Source organism: Mixta sp. BE291 (assembly GCF_031457955.1).
Taxonomy (GTDB): Bacteria; Pseudomonadota; Gammaproteobacteria; order Enterobacterales; family Enterobacteriaceae; genus Mixta.
In genome coordinates this window covers 137,810-152,984 of sequence record NZ_JAVDXN010000006.1, presented here as the reverse complement: position 1 = coordinate 152,984, position 15,175 = coordinate 137,810, and the positions used below count along the sequence as shown (strand labels likewise).

The 15,175-nt window shown below is 53.7% G+C and carries 15 protein-coding genes; 10 read left to right on the top strand and 5 right to left on the bottom strand.

Going from position 1 to position 15,175, the window contains the following annotated elements; genetic code table 11:
- Window positions 1–43: 43 nt before the first annotated feature.
- Genes xerD through recJ form a run of 3 tightly spaced genes read left to right on the top strand, consistent with a single transcriptional unit; the run spans window position 44 to window position 3,403 of the window.
- Window positions 44–937, top strand: a complete 894-nt coding sequence (gene xerD, locus J2X14_RS15215; protein WP_352412183.1) for a site-specific tyrosine recombinase XerD — start codon at window positions 44–46, stop codon at window positions 935–937.
- A 25-nt stretch (window positions 938–962) separates the two neighbouring features.
- A complete protein-coding gene (gene dsbC, locus J2X14_RS15210) occupies window positions 963–1,673 on the top strand; it encodes a bifunctional protein-disulfide isomerase/oxidoreductase DsbC (protein ID WP_352412017.1) in 711 nt (236 codons plus the stop codon).
- Complete coding sequence (recJ, locus tag J2X14_RS15205; protein ID WP_352412016.1) at window positions 1,673–3,403, top strand: single-stranded-DNA-specific exonuclease RecJ; 1,731 nt, start codon at window positions 1,673–1,675, stop codon at window positions 3,401–3,403. The genes dsbC and recJ overlap by 1 nt, the downstream gene beginning before the upstream one ends.
- A 165-nt stretch (window positions 3,404–3,568) precedes the next feature.
- Here recJ and J2X14_RS15200 read toward each other — a convergent pair whose 3' ends face one another.
- Entirely contained in the window at window positions 3,569–3,778 is a 210-nt protein-coding gene (locus tag J2X14_RS15200) for a hypothetical protein (RefSeq protein WP_352412015.1), read from the bottom strand.
- Window positions 3,759–4,406: an Ssp6 family T6SS pore-forming effector gene (locus J2X14_RS15195; RefSeq protein WP_352412014.1), complete on the bottom strand. Its 648-nt coding sequence runs from the start codon at window positions 4,404–4,406 to the stop codon at window positions 3,759–3,761. Before J2X14_RS15195 ends, J2X14_RS15200 begins: the two co-directional genes overlap by 20 nt.
- 146 nt (window positions 4,407–4,552) lie before the next feature.
- Between J2X14_RS15195 and mchS3 the strand changes: the two genes are divergently transcribed.
- From mchS3 to J2X14_RS15175, 4 genes are all read left to right on the top strand, one after another.
- On the top strand, window positions 4,553–4,939 hold the full coding sequence (mchS3, locus tag J2X14_RS15190; RefSeq protein ID WP_352412013.1) for an MchS3 family protein: 387 nt from the start codon (window positions 4,553–4,555) through the stop codon (window positions 4,937–4,939).
- Window positions 4,940–5,467: 528 nt separating this feature from the next.
- Window positions 5,468–6,566 (top strand): peptide chain release factor 2 gene (gene prfB / locus J2X14_RS15185; protein ID WP_352412012.1). Its coding sequence is split into 2 segments (ribosomal slippage): window positions 5,468–5,542 and window positions 5,544–6,566, totalling 1,098 coding nucleotides; the frame shifts between segments, so codons are not numbered across the junction.
- Between the two features lie 9 nt (window positions 6,567–6,575).
- Window positions 6,576–8,096 carry a lysine--tRNA ligase gene (gene lysS, locus J2X14_RS15180; RefSeq protein ID WP_352412011.1) on the top strand — a complete coding sequence of 507 codons (1,521 nt, stop codon included), beginning with the start codon at window positions 6,576–6,578 and terminating at the stop codon, window positions 8,094–8,096.
- A gap of 142 nt (window positions 8,097–8,238) precedes the next feature.
- Window positions 8,239–8,736 carry a cupin domain-containing protein gene (locus tag J2X14_RS15175; RefSeq protein WP_352412010.1) on the top strand — a complete coding sequence of 166 codons (498 nt, stop codon included), beginning with the start codon at window positions 8,239–8,241 and terminating at the stop codon, window positions 8,734–8,736.
- A 39-nt stretch (window positions 8,737–8,775) separates the two neighbouring features.
- Here the strand turns inward: J2X14_RS15175 and J2X14_RS15170 are convergent, their stop codons facing one another.
- A complete protein-coding gene (locus J2X14_RS15170) occupies window positions 8,776–9,402 on the bottom strand; it encodes a serine protease (protein ID WP_352412009.1) in 627 nt (208 codons plus the stop codon).
- 410 nt (window positions 9,403–9,812) lie between these two features.
- Here J2X14_RS15170 and J2X14_RS15165 point away from each other — a divergent pair, with 410 nt between their 5' ends.
- Window positions 9,813–10,976 carry an MFS transporter gene (locus J2X14_RS15165; protein ID WP_352412008.1) on the top strand — a complete coding sequence of 388 codons (1,164 nt, stop codon included), beginning with the start codon at window positions 9,813–9,815 and terminating at the stop codon, window positions 10,974–10,976.
- Between the two features lie 276 nt (window positions 10,977–11,252).
- Entirely contained in the window at window positions 11,253–12,467 is a 1,215-nt protein-coding gene (gene fliB / locus J2X14_RS15160; protein WP_352412007.1) for a flagellin lysine-N-methylase, read from the top strand.
- Between the two features lie 16 nt (window positions 12,468–12,483).
- Here the strand turns inward: fliB and J2X14_RS15155 are convergent, their stop codons facing one another.
- A complete protein-coding gene (locus J2X14_RS15155; RefSeq protein ID WP_352412006.1) occupies window positions 12,484–13,404 on the bottom strand; it encodes a LysR family transcriptional regulator in 921 nt (306 codons plus the stop codon).
- A 112-nt stretch (window positions 13,405–13,516) separates the two neighbouring features.
- Between J2X14_RS15155 and lysA the strand changes: the two genes are divergently transcribed.
- On the top strand, window positions 13,517–14,767 hold the full coding sequence (gene lysA, locus J2X14_RS15150; protein ID WP_352412005.1) for a diaminopimelate decarboxylase: 1,251 nt from the start codon (window positions 13,517–13,519) through the stop codon (window positions 14,765–14,767).
- Between the two features lie 41 nt (window positions 14,768–14,808).
- On the opposite strand, the gene J2X14_RS15145 is transcribed toward lysA, so the two are convergent.
- On the bottom strand, window positions 14,809–15,117 hold the full coding sequence (locus tag J2X14_RS15145) for a PTS lactose/cellobiose transporter subunit IIA (RefSeq protein WP_352412004.1): 309 nt from the start codon (window positions 15,115–15,117) through the stop codon (window positions 14,809–14,811).
- Window positions 15,118–15,175: the final 58 nt, after the last annotated feature.

Sequence of the window (15,175 nt, the reverse complement as noted above, 5' to 3'; positions counted from 1 at the left end):
GCATAATGAAGGCAAAATCACACATTTGCGCAAAGAGGCAAAAGTGCAGGATAACGATCTTATTGAACAGTTTCTGGATGCGCTGTGGATCGAACGTAACCTGGCGCAAAACACGCTGGCCTCCTATCGTCAGGATCTGCAATCGCTGAGCGCCTGGCTGAAGCATCACCAGCGCACGCTGCTGCAGGTTGACGCCGTGGATTTGCAGGCTTTTCTTGCCGATCGCGTGGAGGGCGGCTATAAAGCCACCAGTTCGGCGCGTTTGCTGAGCGCCATGCGGCGTCTGTTTCAATATCTTTATCGGGAAAAGCTGCGCGATGAGGATCCCAGCGCGCTGCTCTCTTCGCCGAAACTGCCGCAGCGTCTGCCGAAAGATCTCTCTGAAGCGCAGGTCGAACGGCTGCTACAGGCACCCAGCGTTGAGCTGCCGATTGAGCTACGGGATAAGGCGATGCTGGAGCTGCTCTACGCCACCGGCCTGCGTGTTTCAGAGCTGGTGGGGTTAACGGTCAGCGACGTCAGCCTGCGTCAGGGCGTGGTACGCGTGATCGGTAAAGGTAATAAAGAGCGGCTGGTGCCGTTAGGGGAAGAGGCGATACACTGGCTGGAACACTATCTGGAGTATGGTCGCCCCTGGCTGCTGAACGGCCTGGCGATTGATGTGCTTTTTCCCAGTAATCGGGCGCAGCAGATGACGCGGCAAACGTTCTGGCATCGGATCAAGCACTACGCCACGCTGGCGGGCATTGACAGCGAAAAGCTTTCGCCGCACGTTCTGCGGCACGCTTTTGCCACGCATCTGCTGAACCACGGCGCCGATTTACGTGTCGTACAGATGCTGCTGGGGCACAGCGATCTCTCCACCACGCAGATTTACACGCATGTCGCCACCGAGCGGCTGCGTCAGTTACATCAACAGCATCATCCGCGCGCCTGATGCGGCGGGATAATAAGGGAACAGGATGAAAAAAACTTTTGCCATCGTCGCCTTGCTGGCTGCCACGGTTACCGGTGTTGCGCAGGCGGACGACGCGACCATTCAGCAATCGCTGCGCAAACTGGGACTGCAACAAACCGAAATCCAGCCTTCACCGCTGCCGGGCATGAAAACCGTGCTTTCAGAAAGCGGTGTGCTGTATGTCACTGAAGATGGAAAGCATTTTATCCAGGGGCCGCTGTATGACGTCAGCGGCGCGCACCCGGTGAATGTCACTAATCAGCTGCTGCAAAAGAAAGTGGACGCGCTCAGTAAAGAGATGATCGTTTACAAAGCGCCGAAAGAGCAGCATGTGATTACCGTTTTCACCGACATTACCTGCGGCTATTGCCGTAAGCTGCATCAGGAAATGGCGGATTACAATGCGCTGGGCATCACCGTACGTTATCTCGCTTTTCCGCGTGAAGGGATGAACGGGCAGGTCGCGAAAGAGATGAAATCTATCTGGTGCGCGGCGGATCGTAATAAAGCGTTTGATGCGGCGATGAAAGGCGATGAAATTTCGCCCATTGATTGCAAAATCAATCTCGACCAGCACTATCAGCTGGGCATCCTGTTTGGTATTCAGGGCACGCCAGCCATGCTGCTGGAAAATGGCATGATGATCCCGGGCTATCAGGGCCCACAAGAGTTGAAACAGCTTCTTGATAAACAAAAAGCGGTAGCTAATCAGTAGTGAATAAACCGACACAACTCCGCCGCCGTGAAGCGGCAAGCGATGCGGCGCTGCCTGCGGATCTTCATCCGCTGCTGCGCCGTCTGTATGCCCAGCGTGGCGTTAGCGACGAGCGCGCCCTGGAACGCGGCGCGAAATTTTTGCATCCGTGGCAGGGATTAAGCGGGATGGCACAGGCGGTTGCTCTGCTGCATCAGGCGCTGATCGATGGCAAGCAAATTATGATCGTCGGCGATTTTGATGCCGACGGCGCCACCAGCACCGCGCTTACCGTGTTGGCGTTACGCAGTATGGGCGGCCGGAATGTCCAGTATCTGGTGCCTAACCGCTTTGATGATGGCTATGGCCTCAGCCCGGAAGTGGTGGAGCAGGCGGCGGCACGCGGCGCGGAGTTAATTCTGACGGTCGATAACGGGATTTCCTCCCATGCGGGCGTTGAATACGCGCATCAAAAAGGGATTCCGGTACTGGTTACCGACCACCATCTGCCCGGCGAAACGCTGCCTGCGGCAAAGGCGATAGTGAATCCCAACCTGAATGACTGCACTTTTCCTTCAAAGGCGCTGGCTGGCGTTGGCGTTGCGTTCTATTTGATGCTGGCGCTGCGGGCGCATCTGCGCGAGCAGGGCTGGTTCGACAACGGGCAGACAATGCCAAACCTGGCGGAGTTGTTGGATCTGGTGGCGCTGGGCACGGTGGCGGACGTGGTGCCGCTGGATGCCAATAACCGCATTCTGGTCTGGCAGGGAATGAGTCGCATCCGCGCCGGTAAATGTCGTCCGGGGATCCGCGCGCTGCTGGAGATCGCCAATCGCGATGCGCGCCAGCTGGCCGCCAGCGATCTCGGTTTTGCGCTGGGGCCGCGCTTAAACGCGGCGGGGCGTCTGGATGATATGTCGGTTGGCGTGGCGCTGCTGCTGACGGAAGATCTGGCGCAGGCGCGTATGTTGGCCAGCGAGCTGGATGCGTTAAACCAGACGCGCAAAGAGATTGAACAGGGGATGCAGGCGGAGGCATTAACGCTCTGCAATCAGCTGGAGCGCAGCAGCGAGGCGTTGCCGTTAGGGCTGGCGTTTTACCATCCCGAATGGCATCAGGGCGTGGTAGGGATTCTGGCCTCGCGGCTGAAAGAGCGCTTTCATCGTCCGGTGATTGCTTTTGCACCCGCGGGCGACGGCACGCTAAAAGGCTCTGGTCGTTCCATTGCCGGTTTGCATTTACGCGATGCGCTTGAGCGACTGGACACGTTGCATCCCGACTTGATTTTAAAGTTTGGCGGACATGCGATGGCCGCCGGATTATCGCTGCAGGAGGCAAAGTTCGAGCAATTCAGCGCCTTGTTCAGCGAGCTGGTGGGCGACTGGCTGGATGCGGACGCGTTGCAGGGCGTTATCTGGTCCGATGGCGAGCTGATGGCGCAGGAGCTAACGTTGCCGACGGCGGAGATGCTGCGCGATGCCGGTCCGTGGGGACAGGCGTTCCCTGAGCCAGTTTTTGATGGCAAATTCAAGCTGTTACAGCAGCGGCTGGTAGGCGAACGGCATCTGAAGGTGATGATTGAGCCGTTAGGCGGCGGCCCGTTACTGGACGGCATCGCGTTTAACATCGATACGCGTCTCTGGCCCGATGCCAGCGTGCGGCACGTCGAACTGGCTTACAAGCTGGATGTGAATGAGTTTCGCGGCAACCGCAGCGTGCAGCTGTTAATTGAGCACATCTGGCCGCTGTAAGGCCTGGCTGGCAGCGGAGAGCGCTTCTGCTGTCAGCTTTATTATCAACTCGGAAAGCGCCTCTGCTGTCAGCTTTTGATTACCATACAAAGCGTTAACTGTTTTGCTGGCAATCTAAAGCGTATCCAGACTCAGGTCTGCGGTTTCCATTGGGCGCAACGGGGTTCAACGGTATTTCTCAGGCACCAGCTTGCCCAGGATATAGACAGCCAGCAGCGTCAGACCAATATAGATGCCACGCTCCGCCCATGTCTCAAAGTGGAAAAACCAGTAAGCGCATAACAGAAAAACCAGCGTGCCAAGCAGTGAACCCAGGTAATGCAGGAGCGTGCGAATCACCGTCTCGCATTTCGCATCATCTTTTTTTGAATTCATTATCTACCGCATCAAGGATTTGGTTAAAAGCTGACGTTCCGTTAGTCCATCTAACGTGTAACGCCTCTACAAACGGCTGGAGAGCCGGTTCAAGTAAAAAGTAGAGGAGATCATAATTGTGAGGCCGCAGAGCGTTATATACCTCCGGAACATACGATTGAAGCCGACGGGAGGTATAAATGCAGCGTTCTGCCATTCCTCCAGCAAGTAACGCATTACCGATAATACTGCCACGGATACCAATAAATAAGCTACTCTTCTGCGCAATGCTCTGCGCGATACGTCCAGAAATCAATGTGTTAGATGTAGACCTGCCAGCAACGGAGAACAGCGTATGGCTGTAAATGCTGTTCTGTTTTTCTTCCGGAACATATTGATTGAAGGCGGCAAAAACGATCTCTAAGGTTTTAATGAAATTATGGTTTTTCAAAATACCGTAGCGGATCGCTGTCACCATCCTGATCCGTTCGTTTTCCCTGGCGGAGCGTGAGTCGGTGTCGATAAACCCGTAGGCCAGATAACCAACATCTTTTGGTACTGACATCACGCCATTCCAGAAGCCGAACACTGATTCAGGCGAAACCAATATTTTTACTATTCTCTGGGCTATTTCCCTGTAGCTACTCATACCCTTAACTCCCTTTAGGTAATGCGATCCAGACTTAATGTACGCATTTTTTAGATCCAGTAAAGTATAAAGAGAGAGTTTTACGCAATGTAACCGTCATCTGGTTAAGGTATGTTTTTAAATTAATTGTCGAAAATGGAGCCGCGATGGTGATTAAAATAGCGCTTTTGTTATTAGTTACATCATTCTCAGTTCAAGCAACAAGCCTGGAAGAAAACCTTGCGAAAATAACCTATTTCTCTTGGGGAAATGATGGCTTTATCGCACAACAATCTGAAGGCAAAAGCCTTTATGAAAAAATTGCATCTTCAGAAAATAGCGCGGAAATTTTTTTAAAGATAATAAATTCACCCAGCGCCACAAACGAAAGTAAACTCTACGCCGCCTGTGGATTATCCGTTATTAATAAAAAGCGGCTTAACGACATTGGTATAGAAAAAGGTTTCGTCACGGTTCTTCAGGGCGATATTTTACGCAAAGACGATTTTGCTGCCCAACTTGCCAAAATAAAAGAAAAAGGGTGTGCAGGGTAAATAAGAAACGCTTTTATAAGAGCGCGAGAAGATACCTTTGCAAGTTAACGCAGAGGCCATAAGAACAGCGAACAAACCGCCCCGTAAGGCACAAAGCGGCGCAGATCAACGCCGAGGCAGAAAAGCGGCGAACAGTTTATCGCTGAATTCAGGGAAGCAGCAGGTTGGTCGTGGAGAAAAGCCTCCGCGTCAGGGATGACGCGGCGGAGTCTCCAGGGATGGATTCATGACGACTTTACGGAACGGCCAGCCTGTTGCTGACGCCGCCGCTCCCAACATCAATGCCAGCCCGCCGCGTCGCCACCAACCTAAACATCAACGCCAACCCGCCGCGTCCCCGCCAACCCAAACGCCAACGCCAGCCCGCCGCGTCGCCACCAACCTAAACATCAACGCCAACCCGCCGCGTCCCCGCCAACCCGAACACCCGCCCCGCCCGCAATGCCCGTACAAAACTACAATCTCACCGCCTTTTCAGTTAAACTCCCTTGTTATATCTCATGCCACTTCTTAAAAGATCCTAAAGCCATGTTTGAAATCAATCCGGTCAAAAATCGTATCCAGGACCTCACCGAGCGCAGCGACGTTCTTAGGGGGTATCTTTGACTACGATGCCAAGAAAGAACGCCTCGAAGAAGTAAACGCCGAACTCGAACAACCCGACGTCTGGAACGAACCTGAACGCGCTCAGGCGCTGGGTAAAGAACGCTCCGCGCTGGAAGCCATCGTCGACACCCTCGACCAAATGGCTCAGGGCCTGGAAGATGTCGCAGGCCTGCTGGAATTGGCCGTTGAAGCGGATGACGAAGAAACCTTTAACGAAGCCATTGCCGAACTCGACACCCTTGATAAAAAGCTGGGTGAGCTGGAATTCCGCCGCATGTTCTCCGGCGAATATGACAGCGCCGACTGCTACATCGACCTCCAGGCAGGATCCGGCGGTACGGAAGCGCAGGACTGGGCCAGCATGCTGCTGCGTATGTATCTGCGCTGGGCAGAAGATAAAGGCTTCAAAACTGAAGTCATCGAAGTCTCCGACGGCGAAGTCGCAGGCGTCAAATCCGCTACCATCCGCATCGCAGGCGAATACGCCTTCGGCTGGCTGCGTACCGAAACCGGCGTTCATCGCCTGGTGCGTAAAAGCCCGTTCGACTCCGGCGGCCGTCGTCATACTTCCTTCAGCTCCGCCTTCGTTTACCCGGAAGTGGATGATGACATCGACATCGACATCAACCCGGCGGACCTGCGTATCGACGTCTATCGCGCATCCGGCGCAGGCGGTCAGCACGTAAACCGTACGGAATCCGCGGTACGTATCACCCACATTCCTACTGGCACCGTCACGCAATGCCAGAACGATCGCTCTCAGCATAAAAACAAAGATCAGGCCATGAAGCAGATGAAAGCCAAGCTTTATGAACTGGAAATGCAAAAGAAAAATGCTGAGAAACAGGCGCTGGAAGACAACAAATCTGATATTGGCTGGGGCAGCCAGATCCGCTCATACGTGCTGGATGATTCACGCATCAAAGATCTGCGCACCGGCGTAGAGACGCGTAACACCCAGGCGGTGCTGGACGGCGATCTGGATCGTTTCATTGAAGCAAGTTTGAAAGCAGGGCTATAAGGAACCGACATGTCTGAACAACAACCGCAGGGCGCTGATGCCGCGCTTGAACTTAACAACGAACTGAAAGCGCGTCGTGAAAAGCTCAGCGCGCTGCGTGAACAGGGCGTGGCGTTTCCGAACGACTTCCGCCGCGACAGCATCGCCGACCAGCTGCACGCGCAGTACGGTGACAAAGAAAATGAAGAGCTGGAAGCGCTGAATATCGAAGTCAGCGTGGCGGGGCGTATGATGACGCGCCGTATCATGGGTAAAGCCTCTTTTGTTACGCTGCAGGATGTTGGCGGCCGCATCCAGCTCTACGTTGCCCGTGACGACCTGGCGGAAGGCATCTATAACGAACAGTTTAAAAAGTGGGACCTGGGCGACATCCTCGGCGCGCGCGGCAAACTGTTCAAAACCAAAACCGGCGAACTCTCTATTCACTGCACCGAGCTGCGTCTGCTGACCAAAGCGCTGCGCCCGCTGCCGGATAAATTCCATGGCCTGGCCGATCAGGAAACCCGCTATCGTCAGCGCTACCTTGATCTGATTGCCAATGAAGAGTCGCGTAACACCTTCCGCATTCGCTCGCAGATCATGGCCGGTATCCGCCAGTTCATGGTTGGCCGCGACTTTATGGAAGTGGAAACCCCGATGATGCAGGTGATCCCCGGCGGTGCCTCTGCCCGTCCGTTTATCACCCATCACAATGCGCTCGACATCGATATGTACCTGCGTATCGCGCCGGAACTCTATCTGAAACGTCTGGTGGTTGGCGGCTTCGATCGCGTGTTTGAAATCAACCGTAACTTCCGTAATGAAGGCATCTCGCCGCGCCATAACCCTGAGTTCACTATGATGGAACTCTATATGGCTTATGCGGATTACAAGGATCTGATCGAACTCACGGAAAGCCTGTTCCGTACGCTGGCGCAGGATGTGCTGGGCACCACCGAAGTGGCGTACGGCGAGCAGACCTTTGATTTCGGCAAGCCGTTTGCCAAACTGACCATGACCGAAGCGATTCAGAAATATCGCCCGGAAACCGACCTGGCCGATCTGCAAGACTTTGACAAAGCCGTGGCGATTGCACGTTCGCTGGGCATCAAAGTTGAGAAAAGCTGGGGCCTTGGTCGCGTTGTTACTGAAATTTTCGAAGAGACGGCGGAAAGCCATCTGATTCAGCCGACCTTTATTACCGAGTATCCGGCCGAAGTCTCTCCGCTGGCGCGTCGTAACGACACCAACCCGGAAATCACCGATCGTTTCGAGTTCTTTATTGGCGGTCGTGAAATCGGTAACGGCTTCTCCGAGCTGAACGACGCGGAAGATCAGGTTGATCGTTTCCGCCAGCAGGTAGCAGCGAAAGATGCCGGTGATGATGAAGCGATGTTCTTCGATGAAGATTACGTCACCGCGCTGGAGCACGGCCTGCCGCCGACCGCGGGTCTTGGCATTGGTATCGACCGTATGGTGATGCTGTTCACCAACAGCCATACCATTCGCGACGTTATCCTGTTCCCGGCGCTGCGTCCGAACACGAAATAATGACGTAACGTGGTAAAAAAGGGGCGCTCAGGCACCCCTTTTTATTTCAACCTCACAGCCACCGCTTTCGATTCCCCCTTGCTTGAGATTGTCTCGTTCCTTTGCCATGCTCAAACGATCCTTTCTGGAAAGAGGCAATAACATGCAGCCCAAAGCGCGTCCCGGTTTTATTCGTCACTGGCAGGAACTGGAAGAGCCAGATGAAGCGCATTATGGCGATAGTCATGAACATATGGGCATTGGTGCGCCTTTAGGGCGGGCGCTGGGGTTAACGCGTATTGGCATTCATCATGAGCGCCTGCTGCCAGGACGTCGTCTTTCTTATCCGCATGCTGAAAGCGCGGAAGAAGAATTTGTCTATGTGCTGGAAGGACATCCTGATGCCTGGATTAACGGTGAGCTGCATGCTTTACAACCGGGCGATGCCGTGGCCTTTCCCGCAGGAAGCGGTATTTGTCATACTTTTATAAATAATGGGACAGCGGAAGTAAGATTATTAGTAATAGGCGAGGCGAATAAAGAGGAAAACCGTATTCATTATCCGCTCAACCCTGAATATGAAGCGACCCGAAAAGATCGCTGGCATAACCCACCGTTACAATCATTCGGCCCGCATAGTGGCCTGCCCGATAAGTCATAAACGACGGGCTGTTTATTTATCAGGCGAAGCACTATGCGCTTACGATTTTAGCGCGTTGGTCAGCCAGGCGGAGAATTGAGAATAAGGAACATAGAGCGCGGCATCCTTATACAGCGTTTTGCCGCTTTGCTTATCATTAATCTCAGCGCTATAGCCGACAATCACACCGGCCAGCGTATCATCCGACGCGTTATACACCGCGCCGCCGGACATTCCCTGAACCACGCCAGCATCTGCGGCCACCACCACACAGCTCTGCTTATTCCAGCTGTTTAGCAGGCTGCTGTTAACCAGATTCTTGCCAGATGAAGCGACCGGCATCGCGGTATAAAAACTATAGCCGTACAGGTTTACCCGATCGCCCATAAAACCATTACGAAAGCGCGGCGGCAGATTTTGCTCATCGTTTTTATGGTAAACAATCGCCAGATCGCAGGCAGGATGCCAGGCCTTAACTTTATATAAAGAGAACTTCGCCACATGGGCAGCGGTCAGGCTATAGTCCGCCGTCAATGGAATGGTGGTACCGAGCGTGCCCAGCCCCAATACCGTGGGGATACCGGTGACGGTCATATCAACGCGCCGCTGGGCTTCTTTGCTGTATTCATAATGACCGACCGAACAGCCAGTCAAACTCAACGCCAGCAGGGCGCACATCTTGCGCATGGCGACTCTCCGATATTGATTATTAAGCGCTGTTAATCCCTTATAAAGATATCGGCAGCGGCCTTGCTTTCTTTAATGCCTGGTTTATCCCCTGGAAAGCGTTATCGCACGCTATTTAGCGCCGTTGCGCCAGCGCGAAAGCAAACTTTAACAAAATTACCCGGCTAATTGTTAAGTAAAGATAAAGGAATACTCTTAAAGAAGATGTTTTGCGCGCCAAAGGTGTCCACAAGATTATTGCGAATGGCGCAATAATCCCTTGTGCGTTTTGGGGTGTTTGTCACATTAACGCTGTGCTTTAATAACCGCAGTGACGCAATAAACAGATGCAACATCACAACGCGTCATTCAATCCGCTGTCCGGCAGCGGCCTGCCTGGAGTCTGCAATTATCGTTTTCTGGAGAATGTTATGCCTGTTTCACTACTGGCGTTGGCGCTGAGTGCGTTCGCCATTGGTACCACGGAGTTCGTTATTATGGGATTACTGCCGGAGGTGGCGGGCGATCTGCGTGTTTCGATCCCTTCCGCTGGCTGGCTGATTAGCGGCTATGCGCTGGGCGTGGCGATTGGCGCACCGGTGATGGCGTTGCTGACCGCGCGCCTGCCGCGTAAACGTACGTTGATCCTGCTGATGTCGATTTTTATTATCGGCAACGTGCTGTGCGCCCTGGCATACAGCTATAACCTGCTGATGCTGGCGCGTATTGTCACCGCGCTGTGCCATGGCGCTTTCTTTGGTATCGGCTCGGTGGTTGCCGCCAGCCTGGTTGCGCCTAATCGTCAGGCCTCGGCGGTTGCGCTGATGTTTACCGGCCTGACGCTGGCTAACGTACTGGGCGTGCCGCTCGGTACCTGGTTTGGTCAGCTGTTTGGCTGGCGCGCGACCTTCTGGGGCGTAGCGGTGATCGGCATACTGGCCTTTGTGGCGCTGATTGTCAGCCTGCCGACCAATAAAGATGAGAAGCCGGTACACCTCGGCAGTGAAATTAGCGCGCTGGCAAACGGCAAGCTCTGGCTGTCGCTACTGATGACGGTCTGTTTTGCGGCGGCGATGTTCGCCCTGTTTAGCTACATCGCTCCGCTGCTGTTACAGGTGACCGGCATCAGCAATCGTGGCGTAAGCTGGACGCTGTTTCTGATTGGCGCGGGCCTGACGGTAGGCAATATCATCGGCGGCAAGCTGGCGGACTGGAAAGTGTCCTTCAGCCTGATTCTGAGCTTTGCGCTGATTGCGATCTTCTCTCTGGCCTTTAGCTGGACCAGCCACGGGCTTTGGCTGGCGGAGATCACCCTGTTTCTGTGGGCGATGGCGACCTTTGCCACCGTGCCGGGCCTGCAAATTAACGTAGTGCGCCACGGCAAAGATGCACCGAACCTGGTTTCCACGCTGAATATTTCGGCATTTAACGTCGGTAATGCGTTGGGCGCCTGGGTTGGCGGGGCAGTGATTGAGGGCGGCTACGGCCTGACCGCCGTGCCGGTGGCGGCCGCAGTGTTGGCTGCGGTTGGCCTGGTTGTCTGCCTGATCACTTTCCGTAAAGCGGGCGGCGAAACGCAGCCCGCGCGCGCTTAATTTAGTCATGTAGTAACGCATCGGCGGCATAAGATGTGCCGCCGATGCAATCGTTAACGCCTCTTTTATGCCAGCCCGTTATGTCGTTTCCGGATGCCTGTTGCTGCCTGTGGGGCAGCCAGCAATATATAAAGCGCCAGCCTTAATATCTTATATCGCCCGCTATGGTTACTTAAAGGCGGTATGACTAATTGCACGCTAAAGTGTGCGCTTATATCGCATTGGGTTGTCAACACTTCGTGTTACCTTATCGGTTTTATACAAGAGTGTTAATCTATGAAGATACACAAAGTCATTACCCCAAACTTTTATAAAAAATTCCAATGCGTGGGGGCGGCCTGTTTAAATCATTGCTGCCAGGGATGGGTTATTTACATAGATAAGAAAACACACGGAAAATATATTAACTCGTCTAATAAAGAGATAAGAGATATCTCTAATAAGTATTTTGTAAAAACCAGGGAAGGTAAAAATAAATATTCCATTATTGAGTTTAACGAAAAGGGAACATGTCCTTTTTTTACTGAAGAAAAACTGTGTAAAATTCATCAAGTCATGGGCGGTAATGCCCTCTCCAGAACCTGCGCTCGCTATCCCCGCCAAATGAAAGTCTGGAACGATCAGGCACGCCATAATATGTCGATGTCTTGCTCAGAAGTCGCACGGCTGGTTCTGTTCGATCCAGACAGTATGCTACAGCATGAAGAAACCAATCTGCTCGCCTCGCCTGCCAAAAACAAACAGTTTTACTCGCATGATTTGGGGCAAAAAAAACAGCTTATTCATCTGTTCGCCTGGAACCTGATCGCTGCACAAGGCAGCAGCATTGAGGCCAATTTACTTGCGCTGGCCCAGTTTATTTTATATCTGCAACGTATCGATTTTGATTTGGCGGAACGACTCACTGAAGCGGAAGCCTTCTACGAATCATTACTCGCGGCACTGAATAGCGGTGAAATGGACACGCATAGCGGCGTCAGCGAGCAGTCTGCATTATTAAAACTTCGCGCAGTAATGGCGATCTTCAAAGATCATATTAATACCACTGTACGCAATAAGTCACTGCGCGGTAATTATGAATTTCTTGCGGATTATTTGCATGAAGAAGCGAGTAATATCACCGAACTACAACAAAAATTTACTAAACTTAATCAGCAATGGCAGCAGCTTTGTGCTACTTCATGCCTGAAAGAGCCGTATGTGATGCGTAATTATCTGCTTTATCACCTTTATACCAGCTGGTTTCCCGGTGATGATTTTTCGCTTATCATGAGAAAGTTCTACCGTATCGTAATGGATTATTTCTTTGTGAAATTTTCACTCGCGGTGAAATCGTTCCATCAGGAAATTACGCCAGACGACGTCATTGAACTGGTTGCTGACTATTATCAATATATCAGTCACTCTGCTTCAATGGAGGATAAGCTGGATCAAGCCATTAATGAAATAAACAACGGGGACGATTTATCCTGCCTGCTGCTGTTAAGTTAACCCGCGTGCGGCCGGATTAATCAAGCAGGGCATTCAATTTAACCCGAAACTGCGCCGCCTCGTGCTGAAGATGCTGGCTAAACGCGCTCACCAGCGCCGAAGCCGGACGATGCAGCGGACGAATCAGACTGACGGTAAAAGGCACCTCAACGCTAAACCGCCGAATCACCACGCCGCTGGCGGCATAATCAAGCGCCGTCAGCGGATTCACGACCGATATGCCGACGCCAGCCCGCACCATGGCGCATACCGACGCCGCGCTATGCGTTTCCATCACCATTCTGCGCTGCACATTTTGCTCATGAAACAGCGCGTCCAGCAGCTGCCGATAGCTATCGCTGCGCGACAGGCTGATATAGCTTTCACCGGCAAAGTCCTGCGGCGTTAGCTGCCTGCGTGATGCTAACGGATGCCCGGCGGGCAACACGCACACCTCATTCAGCGTTAACAGCTCAATACGTTCCGTCCCGGCGGGTGTGACGTGGGTTTCGGTCAGGCCGAGATCGTGGCGCTGCGCTGACAGCCACTCTTCCAGCAGTGGTGACTCCTGCGGGATGATATTCAGGCTGAGATCGGGATAGTGTTGCAGAAAAGGCTGGCAAAGCGGCGGCAACAGCGACTGGGAAAAAACCGGCAGGCAGGCGATCGAAAGTTCGCCCTGGCGGAACTGACGCAGCCCTTCCGCCGCGCTGATAATGCGATCGAGGCCGTACCAGGAGCGCTGAACCTCTTCAAACAGGCGCAGCCCCTGAACGGTGGGTTGCAGGCGACCACGCACGCGCTCAAACAGATTAAGGCCGGTCAGCTTTTCAAAGCGGGCCAGCTCGCGGCTAACGGTTGGCTGCGAGGTGTGCAGCAGTTCGGCGGCGGCGGTTAAATTGCCGCTGGTCATCACTGCGTGAAAGATCTCAATATGCCGATGGGTGACGTTAGCCATAACTGCTCCGGAAACCAAAGCCATATCATATTTGCATAGACTGCGCAGAAACAGATATTTTTCACATGAAGCGCGCTATGGCGTAATAGGCAAAAGAGTAAGGAGAATCCTGATGCCGCGCCCGCTTAACCATTCTGATACCGCCCTGAACGCCGCTAACCTGCTGCCGCTGACTGAACGCTATGATGGCCCGTTCTGGGCCTACGATGCCGATATTATTCGCCAGCGCATCGCCCAGCTACAGCAGTTTGACGTGGTGCGCTTTGCGCAAAAAGCCTGCTCGAATATTCATATTTTGCGTCTGATGCGTGAAGCAGGGGTGAAAGTGGATTCGGTTTCGCTGGGCGAAATCGAGCGTGCGCTGGCGGCGGGCTATGTGGCGGGCGGCGATGAGATCGTGTTTACCGCCGACCTGCTGGATAAACCGACGCTGGCGCGCATCGCCGAGCTACGCATTCCGGTTAATGCCGGATCGGTGGATATGCTGCATCAGCTGGGCGAACGTGCGCCCGGCCATCCGGTCTGGCTGCGCGTGAATCCGGGCTTTGGTCACGGGCACAGTCAAAAAACCAATACCGGCGGCGAAAACAGCAAGCACGGCATCTGGCATGATGATTTGCCGCAGGCGCTACAGGCTATCGATCAATACAACCTGCAATTGGTCGGTATTCATATGCATATCGGTTCGGGGGTCGATTATGCCCATCTGGAACAGGTATGCGATGCCATGGTCAGCCAGGTGATCGCGCTGGGTTGTGATATTAGCGCCATCTCTGCTGGCGGCGGCCTGTCGATTCCCTATCGTTACGGCGAAGAGGCGATCGATACGCAACACTATTTCAGCCTGTGGCATAACGCGCGCCAACGTATTGCCGCACATCTGGGCCATGCGGTGAAATTAGAGATCGAGCCGGGACGCTTTCTGGCGGCGGAAGCGGGCGTGCTGGTGGCGCAGGTACGGGCGGTAAAAGAGATGGGCAGCCGCCACTTTGTGTTGGTGGATGCGGGCTTCAGCGATTTAATGCGCCCGTCGATGTACGGCAGCTATCATCATATTTCGCTGCTTGCAGCAGATAACGCTGCCGCGCAGAGAGAGCAACGCGAAACGGTAGTGGCGGGGCCGCTATGCGAATCGGGCGACGTGTTTACCCAGCTGGAAGGCGGACAGGTTGAAACGCGTCTGCTTCCGGTAACGGCGCCAGGCGATTATCTGGTGTTCCACGATACCGGCGCATATGGCGCCTCCATGTCATCCAATTACAACAGCCGCCCGCTGATCCCGGAAGTGCTGTTTGATGGCGGCGCGGCGCGTGAAATTCGCCGTCGCCAGACCATTGAAGAATTGCTGGCGCTGGAGCAATAATCCGCCCGCCGTTCCTGCTGCGTTACAGGAACGGCGGCGATTCAGGCCAGCAGCTCTTTACGCAGCAGCACAATCTCTTCTGCCAAATCCCGGCACAGCATGGCATTCATCAGATGATCCTGCGCATGTACCAGGATCAAGGTCACCGGCAGTTTCCCTTCACCCTCATCAGCACCGATCAGCTGCGTTTGAATACGATGCGCCGCTTTAGAGGCTTCCGCCGAGGCGGCCAGCGCTTCGTCCGCCTGCTGCCATTCACGCTTACGGGCTGATTGAATGGCGCTCATCGCGTGCGATCGCGCTTCGCCAGCGTTAATCAGCAATTCCATAACGATTTGTTCAAAATCCATACTCACCCCAACTATTGGTATACCAGATTTGAGTTAATCATCTTATTGGAATACCAAA